A 13355-nucleotide genomic window follows, 5' to 3' on the forward strand; every position below is an offset into this window, starting at 1 on the left:
ATGTGCAGATTCACCGAAGCCGGGATTCCGCATTCCGGGAGAGGCGGAGTGTGCGCGTCCGGTCGCGGTACGTGTTGCTTCCGGGAGGGTCGCCGTATGCCGGGCCGGACACGCCGGTCGGCCGATTTCGTGTCCCAAACCGGTTGACCGCAAACGGATTTGAACGCCCAGCGGGACCCGTGCGTACCAACAGCCATCCAGGCGCCCCCGACAGCCGCCGAACGGCGGCACGACTCCGGTCCCCCCAGGAGGTCGAGAAGTTTGAGTCACAAGCGAATTCCGAAGCGTAAGGCCGCGATAGCGGTGGGCGGCGTGGTGGCGCTCGGCGCCGCCGCGCTCCTGCTCCCCCACGCCAACGCGTCACAGGACGGCGCGTCGGGCGACGCGGCGGCCGCGCCGAAGACCCTCAAGGCGACGGATGCCTCGGACCTCGCCTCACAGCTCGCCGGGCTGCTCGGCGACGCGTTCGCCGGCTCCTACTACGACGGCGACAAGCAGCAGCTCGTCGTCAACGTCGTACCCGGCGACAACAACAACGTGATCGTGCAGGCGAAGAAGGCGGGCGCGACCGTCCGCGAGGTCGACAACAGCATGACCGAACTGGCCGAGGGCAAGCGGACGCTGAAGACCGAGGCCACCATCCCCGGTACCTCGTGGGCCGTCGACCCGCGCACCAACAAGATCCTGGTCACCGCCGACTCCACGGTGACCGGCGAGAAGTGGGACAGACTGGAGTCCACCGTGCAGGGCCTCGGCTCCGGCATGGCGACCATCAAGAAGTCGGAGGGCACGTTCAGGACCTTCGCCTCGGGCGGGGACGCGATCTTCTCCGGCGGCGCACGCTGCTCGCTCGGCTTCAACGTCACCGCGGACGACGGCGCGCCCGCCTTCCTGACCGCCGGTCACTGCGCGGTCGCGGCCGACGAGTGGTCCGACGCGCAGAACGGTCAGCCGATCGCCACCGTAGACCAGGCGGTCTTCCCCGGCGAGGGCGACTTCGCACTCGTCCGGTACGACGACCCGGCCACCGAGGCGCCGAGCGACGTCGACGTGGGCGGCCAGACGGTCCAGATCACCGAGGCCGCGGAGGCCACCGTCGGTCAGGAGGTGTTCCGGATGGGAAGCACCACCGGGCTCGCTGACGGCCAGGTCCTCGGACTCGACGCCACGGTGAACTACCCGGAGGGCACGGTCACCGGTCTCATCCAGACCGATGTCTGTGCCGAGCCCGGTGACAGCGGCGGCTCGATGTTCACCCAGGACGGCCTCGCGATCGGTCTGACCTCGGGCGGCAGCGGCGACTGCACCGTCGGCGGCGAGACCTTCTTCCAGCCGGTCACCACCGCCCTGGCGGCGGTCGGCGCGACCCTCGGCGAGGCCGGTGCGGGCGCCGGAGCCGGCGACCAGGCGGGTGGCGAAGAGGCCGGCGGTGAGGATGCGGGCGCCGGCGAGGCCGGCGGAGAGGACGCCGGTACGGGCGACCAGGCCGGCGAAGTCGGCGGTGAGGAAGTGGGCCAGGACGACGGGACCGGTTACGGTGCCGGCCAGGGTGCCGAGGAGGGCGCAGGCGACGACGGCCTGACCGAGACCCACTGACCGAATCCCGCTGACCGCCCCGGCATCCCCGCCCCAGCCCTGATCGCACCCCGGCAGAGCCGAAGACGGGCCGGGCCCGCCGCCCCCCGGGCCCCCCCGCCCCCCCGGGGGGGCCGGGGGGGGGGGGCCCCCCGGCCCCGCCCGGGGCCCCCCCCCCGGGGGCCCCCCGGCCGCGCCCCCCGGGGGCCGGCGCCCCCCCCCGCCCCCCCCCCCCCCCCCGGCGGCCCCCCCCGCCCCCCCCCCCCGCGGGGGGGCCCCCCCCCCCCGGGCCCCCCCCCCCCCCCGGGGGGGCCCGGGGGGGGGCGCCACGCCGGTACGCGCAGTCGTCCCGCACGCGGAGGCCCGCCGTGCATCGCCCCGCTGTGCATCGCCCCGTCGGAGGGCGACGTCATGCCGCAGGGGCTGCGCAGGTGTCGTATAAGCGCTGTAATGGCCAACGTGGTCGGTGAGGGCGCTGCGGGACGCAGCACGAGAACGCTGCGCGCGGAAGGTGCCCTCACGGCGATCACCACCGAGCCGGAGTCGCCGGACCGGGTGCGCCGGGTCCTGGAGCAGGCCCTGGTCTTCGCCGGCGCAGCCTTCGTCGCCGTGTACACGCCCAGCGAGGACGGCGAGCAGCTGCGCCTGGTGGAGTCGGCCGGTATACCGCGGACCCTGTGCGGAGTGCGGGAGAGCTATTCCGTCGCCGGGCACTCCCCGGCCGCCGAGGCCGTACGCGGTGGGCGGCCGGTGTGGCTCGGCCCCGAGGAACTCGCCGCCCGGGCCCAGGCGCGGCGCGTCCCGGCCCGCGACTTCTCCCTCGCCGCCCTGCCCGTGCACCACGGGGCCGGCGGCTGCCTGCTCGCCGTCAGCGAGCGCCCCGGCGGCTTCGGCCCCGACGACCGCGTCTGCCTCGGGCTCGTCGCCGACGCCGTCATCCTTCCGGGGCGGCAGCCCGCGGCCGACGGCGGCGGCGAGCCGGCGCCGGATGCCTTCGTCCTCGCCATGGACACCGGACGGGTCCGGGTGGGCGACGTCATCCTGGACCTCTTCGGCCTGGGCCCGGACGACTTCGACGGCCGCGTCGAGACCCTCATGGGCCTGACCGTGCCGGAGGACCTGCCCTCCGTGATGTCGGTCGTCGAGTCCGATCACATGACCATCGGTGAACGCGAGCTGGATTTCCGGATCGTGCAGCCCGCCGGCCCACCGAAGTGGCTCAGACTGCGCGGCCGGCTGCTGCCGGGCGGGGAGGGCCGCCCGGCCCGTCTGGTGGGTTCCGTCGCCGACGCCTCCACCCTGCGCGCCGACGTCACCGACGTGGCCCGGGTGCAGCGCCTGGCCACCGCACTCGCCACGGCGGTCACCGTCCGCGATGTCGGCAGGGCCGTGGTCACGGCCCTGCGCGGGCCGCTCAGAGCCGACCGGATCGCGGTCGCCGAACTGGAGAGCGACCGGCTCGTCGTCGTCATCCTCGACCCACCGGAACCGGACGCCTGGCCGGACCTGTGGCGCGCCGAGTGGCGGGCCGAGTGGCCCGACGCGCCCCTGCGCACCATGCCCACCCTCGCCGCCGTCCTGCGCGAGGGCCGGGCCCGGACCTGGTCCGCGGACAGCGCACTGGAGACCTCCCTCGCCGAGGTCGGCCCGGGGGGTCTCGCCATGCTGCCGCTGTCCGCCGGCAACCGGACGGCCGGTGCCTGCCTCATCGGCTGGGACACCCCGCACGACTTCGGCGCCGACGAGCGTGCCCTGCTCACCGCCGCCGCCGGTCTCGCCGGGCAGGCCCTCATACGGGCCCGCGCCTTCGACGCCGAGCACGAACTGGTCGGCATGCTCCAGCGCCAGCTGCTGCCGCGCCGGCTGCCCCGGCTGCCCGGCGCGGTCGCCGTCGCCCGCTATCTGCCCAGCACCGCGGGCCTGGAACTCGGCGGCGACTGGTACGACGTGATCCCGCTGCCCGACAACCACGTCGCCCTGGTCATCGGCGACGTCCAGGGCCACAGCGCCGGTGCCGCCACCCTCATGGGACAGATGCGCACCGCGCTGCGCGCCTACGCCGTCGAGGGGCACACGCCCGACGTGGTGGTGTCGCACGCCAACAGGCTGCTCGTGGACATGGAGAGCGACCTCTTCGCGACCTGCTGCTATGTCGAGGTCGACCTGGAACAGGGCTCCGCCTGGTGCGTACGCGCCGGGCATCTGCCGCCGGTGCTGCGCCACCCGGACGGCAGTACCGAGATCACGGAGACGGAGGGCGGACCGCCGCTCGGCGTCATGGCCCAGGCCGACTTCCCGATGAGCCCCCTGAGGCTGCGGCCCGGCACGGTGGTCGCCCTCACCACGGACGGCCTGGTCGAGACCGTCGAGGCCGACATCGACGAGGGCATGGACCACCTCGCCCGCCGGCTGGCCGCCGCCGACCCGGCCGACCTGGGGCTGGTCGCCGACGGCCTGCTCGGCAAGGCCCCGCGCAGTGACGACGTCGCCCTGCTGCTGATGCGCTACGAGGGAATGACCCTGCGCCCGCTGCGGGAGACCTGGACGGTGTGGCGGGTGCCGCAGGCCGTCGGCCACGCCCGCCGTTTCACCCGGCGCACCCTGCGCTCCTGGGGTGTGACCGAGGATCTCGACGCCGCCCTGCTCATCGTCTCCGAACTGGTCACCAACGCGCTGGTGCACACCGAGGGGCCGGTCCGCCTCGACCTCACCCTCGTCGGCGAGCGGCTGCGCCTCGCGATCGCCGACGCATCGCCCCGCAGCCCCGCCAAGCCGAACAGCATCGGCTGGGAGGCCACCGGCGGCCGGGGCATCCTGCTCGTCGAGGCCCTGTCGGCGGCCTGGGGGACGCTGCCGGTCAGCGGAGGCAAACAGGTGTGGGCGGAACTCGGCACGCACCGGTGAGCGGGAGCCGTCCCGGCCGTCGACAACACTCCCGGCATCGCTGTCATCCCTTCGGGTGATACGCCGTCGAGTGGGCGGCCCGGTTCCGAACCCGCCGCCACCGGCTCGGCCCGCCTCCGCACCCGGCCTGTCCGGACCGCATCGCGGGAAACCGCCGCCCGGGCACGGGCGTTGACGCACCGGCCCGGGACGGTCCGACGCGCCCGACAGGCGGGCCGGACGCTCCCGCGCGACGCGAATCAGCGGTCATCGGCCGAAAACACCGTGACCGGACGGTTCTCATCGGGGATTTCGTAATGAGCCGTTAAAACAAGTGACGTTCCACGTGCCGCGCACCACTAGGGTGAGGCAGATGAAGGCTCTCGTGCTGTCCGGCGGCGCCGGCACCCGGCTGAGGCCGATCACCCACACCTCGGCGAAGCAGTTGGTCCCCGTGGCCAACAAGCCCGTGCTCTTCTACGGGCTGGAATCGATCGCGGACGCCGGCATCACCGACGTCGGAATGATCGTCGGCGACACGGCCGAGGAGATCGAGAACGCGGTGGGCGACGGATCGAAGTTCGGCCTGCGCATCACCTACATCCCCCAGGAACGGCCCCTGGGGCTGGCACACGCCGTGCTGATCGCCCGCGACTGGCTCGGGGACGACGACTTCGTGATGTACCTCGGCGACAACTTCATCGTCGGCGGCATCACCGGACTCGTCGACGAGTTCCGCCGGCACCGGCCCGACGCCCAGATCCTGCTCACCCACGTCGCGGACCCCCGCTCCTTCGGCGTCGCCGAACTCGACGCGAGCGGACAGGTGACCGGCCTCGAGGAGAAACCCGAGCGTCCCAAGAGCGACCTCGCCCTGGTCGGCGTCTACCTGTTCACCCCCGCCATCCACGACGCGGTGCGCGCCGTCAAGCCCTCCTGGCGCGGCGAACTCGAGATCACCCACGCCATCCAGCACCTGATCGACTCCCGCGCCGACGTGCGCTGCACGGTCATCCACGGCTACTGGAAGGACACCGGTAACGTCGTCGACATGCTGGAGGTGAACCGGTCGGTCCTCGAGGGGATCGAACGCCGGATCGACGGCGAGGTGGACGACGCCTCCGAGACCATCGGCCGGGTGGTGATCGAGGAAGGGGCCCACATCAGCAACTCGCGCATCGTCGGTCCCGTCGTCATCGGCGCCGGCACGGTCATCGGCGACTCCTACGTCGGGCCCTTCACCTCCGTCGCGGAGAACTGCCGGATCACCGACAGCGAAGTCGAATTCTCCATCGTGCTGCGGGACTCCTCGATCGACGGCGTCCGCCGCATCGAGTCCTCACTGATCGGCCGCCATGTCGAGGTGACCCCGGCCCCCAGCGTTCCCAGCGCACACCGATTCGTCCTCGGAGACCACAGCAAGGTGCAGATCCACACGTGAACCTCCTCGTCACCGGAGCGGCCGGCTTCATCGGCTCCCGCTACGTCCGTACGCTGCTCGCCGCCGACGGGCCCGACGCCGCCGACATGCCGAGGATCACAGTGCCGGCCGCGCTCACCCACGCCGGCACCCTCGACAACCTCGAACTCGGCCACTCCCGGCCGGAGTTCGTTCACGGCGACATCCATGACACCGACCTCGTGGGCAAACCGACCGCCGAGGCGGACCAAGTGGTCCACTTCGCCGCCCGCATGGCCGGCCTCGGCCCCCGGCGTCGGCGACGACGTGCACGGCGTCCTGCATGCCACCAGCTCCGGCGAGGCCGCCTGGTACGGCCCGGCCCGGGAGATGTTCCGGCTGACCGGCGCCGACCCCGACCGGGCGCGGCCCCTCACCGGAGCGGCCTTCCCCGGCCCGCGCCGCGCCCCGCATACAGCGTCCTCGCGCACGACCGCCGGCAGGACATCGGCCTGTCGGCACCGCGTGACCGGCGCGTCACCCTGCACGAAGCACTGCCCCGCATCCGCAAGGAGAGTCCTCTTCGTGAAACGCCATGAGTTCCTGCGCGCACTGCACAAGGCCAGCGCCAACCGCAACTATCTGGAGATCGGCGTCAACGACGGTCGCAGCCTGTGCCTGTCACGCGTCCCCAGCATCGCGGTCGACCCCGCCTTCAAGGTCGTCTCGGAACTGAAGTGCGACGTCCACCTGGTCAAGGCCACCAGTGACGACTTCTTCGCCCGCGACAATCCACTGGCCCACCTCAAGGGCGGCCGGCACCCGCTGCGCAACCTCCGCCGCGGCCGCAGCCCCATCGGACACTGGCGGCGCACCACGCTCGACCTGTCCTTCATCGACGGCATGCACCTGTTCGAATACGCCCTGCGCGACTTCATGAACGTCGAGAAGCACTCCGACTGGTCCAGCGTGATCGTCCTCGACGACATGCTGCCGCGCAGCGTCGACGAGGCCGCCCGGGACCGCCACACCACGGCCTGGACCGGCGACGTCTACAAGATCACCGAGGTGCTGGCGCGCTACCGCCCCGATCTGGTGACGGTGCTCGTCGACACCCAGCCCACCGGCCAGCTCGTGATCTTCGGCGCCGACCCGGACAACACCGTGCTGCACGACAAGTACGACGAGATCATGGCCGAGTACAAGGTGCCCGACCCGCAGAAGGTGCCCGAGACGATCCTGGAGCGGGCCGGCGCGGTGCCGCCCGAGGCACTGATCGAGGCCGGCTTCTGGCGCCCGCTCACCCAGGCCCGCAACCGCGGTCTGCCGCGGCGCCTGGGCTGGGAGCCCCTGCGCCGCGCGCTCGACCAGGTCGGCGTCAGCCGCTGAGCCCCCTGCCGCGCAGCTCCTCGTAGCGTGCGCGGCAGGCCTCGTACGACGGCAACGGGCCGAGGCGCTCCGCCTCGGCCGGCGTCGGCGCCTGTTCGTCCTTCGGTGACAGCACCGGGCCGATGCCCTACGGCCACTCGATGCCCAGGGCCGGGTCCAGCGGGTGCACCCCCTGCTCCCGGCCCGGCGCGTAGCCCGCCGAGCACAGGTACACCACCGTCGCGTCGTCGGTGAAGGCCATGAAGGCGCGTCCCAGCCCCTCGGCGAGAAACACCGTGTGCCGGCTGTCGTCGTCCAGCCGCACGGCCTCCCAGCTCCCGTACGCCGGTGAGTGACCCCACCCGCAGGTCCGCCACCACGTCGAGCACCGCCCCGCGCACACAGGTCGCGTACGTGGCCCGGCCGGGCGGCACGTCCGTGAAGTGCACCCCGCGCAGCACGCCGCGACGCGACACCGAGCAGTCGGCCTGCGCCGGCCGGCGACAGGCCGTACCCCGTCGCCTCGCGGAACTCCTCACCGCCGCACCTACTCGTGGAAACTGCCCCGGTCGTCCGGGAGTACCTTGGGCTCCCGGACTCAGGCACCCTCCAGGTCCAGTGCGCGCACCGGTCACCGCCTTCCTCCGATCAGCGGCGCCACCCTCGCACGGGCGACGCCGAGCACCCGCCGCGCCCTGCGCAGCAGTTTCTGTCCGGTGCCGAGGCGCGGAACCTGCACCACCAGCACCCCGCCCCGGCCGGCACGGAGCGCGAACGGCAGCCCGCCGAAACGCGGTTCGGCGGTATCCGGGTCCAGACAGAGCGCCACCCGCCAGATACCGCGGGGGAGACCCGAGGGCAGCGCCCCCTCCAGCCGGGACTCCGGCCGTTCCGGCTCCGCGGTCAGCGCGCCCGGTGTGTACAGGGTCCGGCCCGCGGAGGTGAACCGGAGCCGTACCGGTGTGCCGTCCGCCGCGTGCAGTGGAATCCGGGTGCGCAGCCGCGCCCCGGAGACCGTGACGTCCGGCCGCCGCACCTGACCGAGGCCGAGCCGCCTGCCCTTCACACCGACGTCCAGGGAGAGGTTGCCGTGCGGCTCCGTCCAGTACGGCAGGACCGCCCGGCCCGCCGTCACCCCCGCGTACGGCTCCGGGCGGGTGGCGCGCGGGGCCGGGCCCAGACGGCACTCCTTGGTCCAGCCGCCGAGCTTGAGCCGCACGACGGCGTCCCAGACCCCGTCACCCGGCAGCACGGCCGGGTCGACCGTGGCCGTGGCCCGCAGCACCAGCCGCACCTGTTCCCCGCCGTCGGCCGCGACCGTCTCCCGGGCGAACTCCACGGGCTGGAAGTACTGGGCGGAGCTGGCGCGTTCACGCAGCAGCAGATCGACGGTGGCCTGGTCGAAGCGGGCCACGTTCTCCGTGCCGATCCACGCCACCGCCGCCTCCACGTTCTTCGGCGTATCGGTCAGCGGGGCACGGCCGGCATCGGCGGGGAACGTCATCGGCGTGCCCCCGGAGGCGTATTCGGCGGTGAAGCCGAGGCGCAGCGAACCGCCCTCCCACTCTACGCTCGTGGGCGCCACGTTCGGCGCAACCCCGGCCTCCCACTCGGCGAGCGCCACCACGTCGTCGTATCGGTCCGCCGCCGTCAGTGAGGCGACGACCTGCTGCGTCGGCTGCAGCCCGGCCGCGACGGCGGGCCCGAACCGCTCGACCACCACCTTGTGGATCTCTCCGAACAACTCCCTGCGGTAGTCGTCCGGCAGCCCGAGCAGCCGCCGGCCGCGCAGCCGTTCCACCATCTCCACCCGCAGCCACCGGCGGAACAGCCGGTCACGCACCGGGCCGGGCTCGGTGTAGCGCTCGACCACGTCGAGCGCCTCGCGGAGGTTGGTGAAGTAGCCCACCGGGTCGAAGCGCTGGAAACCGGCGTTGGAGGCGTCGTCGCGCCGGATGTGGTAGTAGCAGACGTAGTCGCTGAGGACGGAGACGTTGGCCGCGCGCAGATACGCCTCGGTGACGAAGACGTGGTCCTCCAGACGCCGCCGCCCCTCGGGAAAGCGCAGCCCGATCTCGTCGAGGAACGCCCGGCGGAACATCTTGTGCGGGGTGAGGCTGTCGATCAGCGGAGCGTTCTCCACCGTGGCCCGTGGATGGTTGCGGCGGAACAGTTCCACCGGCACACCGCGGTTCTTGCCGGACATCTTGCCCACGACGACGTCCGCGCCATGGGCCACCCCGTACGCGTACATCCGCTCCAGAGCCTCGTCGCCCAGGTGGTCGTCGTTGTCGACGAACATCACGAACTCGCCTCGGGCTGCGGCGATCCCGACATTGCGCGGCTTGCCGGACCAGCCGGAGTTCTCCTGGTGGATCACCCGCATCCGGGGGTCCTCGGCGGCCAGCCGGTCGAGCCGTGCGGGAGTCCCGTCGGTGGAACCGTCGTCGACGAAGATCGCCTCGTACTCTTCGGTGGGCAGGGACTGCCGTCGCAGGGAGGAGACACAGTCCTCGAGGTAGGTCCCCGGGTTGTACACGGGAACGATGACGCTGACCTTGACCGGCATCTGGATGTGTGGCCCTTCGGGTCGCTTGCCGTCGGACGGGCGGCTTGGTACGCGTTGCCCGAATCGTAACCCTGTGACCACCCCGGTCCCGCTTTTCAAACGCCGCCGAGACCGTGCCGTGCCCGCCTCTTGCACGTCGGAGCGATCGGCGTACGCAAAGGGGGATGTGATGAAGGGGCAGAGCTTGAAGGACCGGTGCCGGGAGGGCCGGACCGCTTCGTGTCGGTGGAAGCGGTCCGGACTCTGCGAGTAGATGCGCTTTTCACGGACCTCCTTCCGCGATCGAAGGTGTTACGAGGCCGATTACCCGCACCGGCACGGCTCACACATACCTTTTGCGTCTATTTGTCGACCCTGGTGTCAGGAGCGGTGCCGCCTGCGGATCTGTGCGACCAACAGGCCCAGGGCGACGGCGCCCGCAAGCGCCGCGGCGACCCGCTTGGCGATCGGCAGACCGGCGGTGCGCAGCAGGTCGAGGGGCTCGTCCGGCGGGGCCTCGACCTGCCGGACGGCCTGCGGCGCACCGGCCACGACAGCCGCACCGGTCTCTCCGGCCGCACCGGTCTCTCCGGCCGCACCGGTCTCGTCGGCCGTGCCGGGCGGCTGCGTCAGCTGTTCGGACAGGCAGGCGGCGAACCGGCCGATGAGCCGCTCGCCGACCTCCGCCAGCACCCCGCGACCGAACTGCGCCGGCCGCCCGGTCACCGTCAGGTCGGTACGCACCGACACCGTCGTGCCGCCGTCCTGCTCGCCGAGCGTCGCCGTGACGGTCGCCCGCGCGGTGCCCTGGCCCCTGGTCTCCCGGCCGGCGGCGACCAGCACCATCCGGTGGGCCGTCTCGTCCCGTTCCTCGAAGACGGCCGTGCCCCGGTAGGTCACGGTGACCGGACCCACCTTGACCTTCACCGAGCCGGTCACCGTCTTGCCGTCGTACTCCTCGACGGTCGCCCCCGGCAGACACGGTGCGACCCGTTCGATGTCGAGGAGCGCCGGCCAGGCGTCGTCGACCGGGACGGGAACGGTGAACTCGTGATGCAGTTCCATGTCTTCCACCTCGCGGTTCGGTTCTCGGGTGACCAGGGAAGGGGGGCAGGGACCGGGGGGCTCGACCGGGCCCGGGCGGCTCAAGGGAATTCAGGGCGTGGGCACGGGTGGATGGACCGCTCCCCCGGTCGCGGACAGCGGTGCGCCCGTGCCGCCCCAGCGCAGCGCGACGATCTCGGCGGCCACCGACACCGCCACCTCCTCGGGCGTACGGGCCCCGAGGTCGAGCCCGACCGGTGAGCGCAGCCGGGACAGCTCGTCCCCGGTGAGCCCGGCCTCGACCAGCCGGTCCCTCCGGTCCGTGTGGGTGCGGCGGCTGCCCATCGCGCCGATGTAGGCGGCCGGCCGGCGCAGCGCCTCCAGGAGCAGCGGCACATCGAACTTCTGGTCGTGGGTGAGGACGCAGATCACCGTGCGCTCGTCGGTCTCCGTGCCCTGCAGATACCGGTGCGGCCAGTCCACGACCACCTCGACGCCCTCCGGGAAGCGGCGGGGCGTGGCGAACACGGGGCGGGCGTCGCAGACGGTGACCCGGTAGCCGAGGAAGGCACCGATCCGGGCCACGGCCGCCGCGTAGTCGATCGCCCCGAAGACCAGCATGCGCGGCGGCGGCGCGAAGGACTGCAGGAACACACTCACCGCGTCCTCCCGGCGTTGCCCCCGGGGCCCGTAGTGGCGCAGCCCCGTGGCGCCGAGGGCGAGTTCGCCGCGGGCGTCGGCGGTGACCGCCGCGTTCAGGCCGGTCGTCCCCAGCGTGCCCGCCAGCCGGTTCCGCCACACGGCCAGCGTGGCTCCGCGCGGCGCGGGACCGTCGGTCACCGTCGCCACGGTCACCGGCTCGCCCGCGGCGACCGACTCGGCGACGGCGCCGAACGCGGGGTCCCGCTCCGGTGTCACCGGGCGCACGAGCAGGGTGATCTCGCCGCCGCAGGTCAGGCCGACCGCGAAGGCGTCGTCGTCGCTGTAGCCGAAGGTCTCCAGCCGGGCGTCACCGTCGCCGACGACCTCCCGGGCCAGCTCGAACACCGCACCCTCGACACACCCGCCGGAGACACTGCCCACCACCTCGTCGTCCGGCCCCACGGCCATCGCCGCGCCCGGATCACGCGGTGTGCTGCGGCTCGCGCCGACCACGGTGGCGAGGCCGAACGGCCGGCCCGCGGTGTACCAGCGGGTGAGCGCCGGGAGGATGTCACGCACGGTGGGCTCCTTCCCGGGGTACGGCGGCCGGGGCGGGCGCGGCAGCCCGGCCGGGGGAGGCCCGGTCGGGGGAGGCACCCCGTACCACCGCCGCCAGGTTCTCCAGGGCGGCCAGGCTGTGACCCTCGACGAACGCGTCCACGCTCGGCAGCGCCGCCGCCATCCCCGCGGCCAGCGGGGCGTAACCGGGGCGTGCCTTGAGCGGATTGGCCCAGATCACCCGGTGGGCCAGCCGGTGCAGGCGGCGCATCTGGGCCGCGAGGAGCTCGGGGTCGCCGCGCTCCCAGCCGTCCGACAGCAGCACCACCACGGCGCCACGGGCCATGCCCCGCTGCCCCCAGAGGTCGAGGAACTCCCGCAGCAGTACACCGAGCCGGGTCCCACCACGCCAGTCGGGTACCGCGGCCCAGGCCGCGCTCAGGGCCGGATCGGGGTCCCGGTGGGACAGCTCCCGGGTCACCCGGGTCAGCCGGGTGCCGATCGTGAACACCTCCGCCGTCCGGCCCCGTACGGCGGCGTGCGCGAAGCGCAGCAACGCATCCGCATACGGCGCCATCGACCCGCTGACGTCGACGAGCAGCACCAGACGGCGTGGCCGTTCGGCCCGGGCCCGGCGCCGCAGCCGGGCCGGTTCGCCGCCCTGCCGCAGCAGTTCCCGCACGGTCCGGTGCGGATCCACCTCCCCGCGCCGGGCAGGCCGGCGCCGTGCCGTGCGCCGGACCTCGCCGCGCGGCGTCAGCGCCGCCAGCAGCCGCCGCACCTGCTCCCGCTCGGCGGCGGCCAGGTCCGCGAGGTCGCGGTGGCGGAGCGTCTCGGTGGAACTGGCCCGTGTGGCCAGGGGCGGCCCCGGACGCTCCTCCTCCGTGCCGCCCGCACGGCGGCCCGCGGCGTCGCGCACCACGAACCGCTGCCGCGGGCGGGGAGCGGCCGGTTGCGGTGGTCCGCCGGGCTCGCCGGTGCCGAAGTACGCGGCGAAGACCCGGTCGTACCGCTCCAGGTCGTCCGGGCCGGCGCACAGCGTCAGCCGCCCCGCCCAGTACACGTCCGTCCGCGCCCCGGGCCGCAGGGCGTCCACCGCGCGCAGGAACGTGTGCACCCGCTCCGCGCTCGCGTCGGCGCCCGCCGCGCGCAGGGCGCGGGCGAATCCGAGAAGCACCGCGACCGCTTCGGGCGGGCCACCGTCCCGCACGTCCTCCGCCCGTATACCGTCGTCCCGCATGTCCCGCATGTCCCGCACGTCCTCCGCCTGTACATCGTCGTCCCGCATGTCCCGCTCCCCGTCCGGCGCCGAGCGTCCCGGCGGGGCCCCGCCGGTCA

General features: G+C 73.4%; 8 protein-coding genes and 2 pseudogenes. 5 read left to right on the forward strand and 5 right to left on the reverse strand.

Annotated features, from left to right (window positions below; genetic code table 11):
* Positions 1-261 precede the first annotated feature (261 nt).
* The 5 genes and pseudogenes from ACFYQA_RS31820 (at position 262) to ACFYQA_RS31840 (ending at position 7246) form a co-directional block, all read left to right on the forward strand.
* Entirely contained in the window at positions 262-1596 is a 1335-nt protein-coding gene (locus ACFYQA_RS31820; RefSeq protein WP_388925306.1) for a S1 family peptidase, read from the forward strand.
* A 429-nt stretch (positions 1597-2025) separates the two neighbouring features.
* The gene (locus tag ACFYQA_RS31825) at positions 2026-4479 is read left to right on the forward strand and encodes a SpoIIE family protein phosphatase (RefSeq protein WP_388925309.1); all 2454 of its coding nucleotides are present in this window, start codon (positions 2026-2028) and stop codon (positions 4477-4479) included.
* Between the two features lie 352 nt (positions 4480-4831).
* Positions 4832-5899 carry a glucose-1-phosphate thymidylyltransferase gene (locus ACFYQA_RS31830; RefSeq protein ID WP_388925312.1) on the forward strand — a complete coding sequence of 356 codons (1068 nt, stop codon included), beginning with the start codon at positions 4832-4834 and terminating at the stop codon, positions 5897-5899.
* Positions 5896-6147, forward strand: a pseudogene (locus ACFYQA_RS31835) (NAD-dependent epimerase/dehydratase family protein); the annotation flags it as partial. The gene ACFYQA_RS31830 and the pseudogene ACFYQA_RS31835, both read left to right, overlap by 4 nt.
* Before the next feature lie 295 nt (positions 6148-6442).
* Positions 6443-7246 (forward strand): class I SAM-dependent methyltransferase, encoded by an 804-nt coding sequence (locus ACFYQA_RS31840; protein WP_388925315.1) that lies wholly within the window; start codon positions 6443-6445, stop codon positions 7244-7246.
* On the opposite strand, the pseudogene ACFYQA_RS31845 reads toward ACFYQA_RS31840, so the two are convergent.
* From ACFYQA_RS31845 to ACFYQA_RS31865, 5 genes and pseudogenes are all read right to left on the reverse strand, one after another.
* Positions 7236-7853 (reverse strand): annotated as a pseudogene (locus tag ACFYQA_RS31845) (dTDP-4-dehydrorhamnose 3,5-epimerase family protein). The gene ACFYQA_RS31840 and the pseudogene ACFYQA_RS31845 sit on opposite strands and share 11 nt — an antisense overlap.
* A gap of 3 nt (positions 7854-7856) precedes the next feature.
* On the reverse strand, positions 7857-9794 hold the full coding sequence (locus ACFYQA_RS31850) for a glycosyltransferase family 2 protein (RefSeq protein WP_388925318.1): 1938 nt from the start codon (positions 9792-9794) through the stop codon (positions 7857-7859).
* 360 nt (positions 9795-10154) lie between these two features.
* Positions 10155-10838: an SRPBCC family protein gene (locus ACFYQA_RS31855; protein WP_388925321.1), complete on the reverse strand. Its 684-nt coding sequence runs from the start codon at positions 10836-10838 to the stop codon at positions 10155-10157.
* A gap of 90 nt (positions 10839-10928) precedes the next feature.
* On the reverse strand, positions 10929-12038 hold the full coding sequence (locus ACFYQA_RS31860) for an XdhC family protein (protein WP_388925324.1): 1110 nt from the start codon (positions 12036-12038) through the stop codon (positions 10929-10931).
* Positions 12031-13257: a VWA domain-containing protein gene (locus tag ACFYQA_RS31865; RefSeq protein WP_388925380.1), complete on the reverse strand. Its 1227-nt coding sequence runs from the start codon at positions 13255-13257 to the stop codon at positions 12031-12033. The genes ACFYQA_RS31860 and ACFYQA_RS31865 overlap by 8 nt, the downstream gene beginning before the upstream one ends.
* Between the last annotated feature and the right edge of the window lie 98 nt (positions 13258-13355).

Source organism: Streptomyces sp. NPDC005774 (assembly GCF_042871645.1).
In the GTDB taxonomy this organism is placed as follows: domain Bacteria; phylum Actinomycetota; class Actinomycetes; order Streptomycetales; family Streptomycetaceae; genus Streptomyces; species Streptomyces pratens.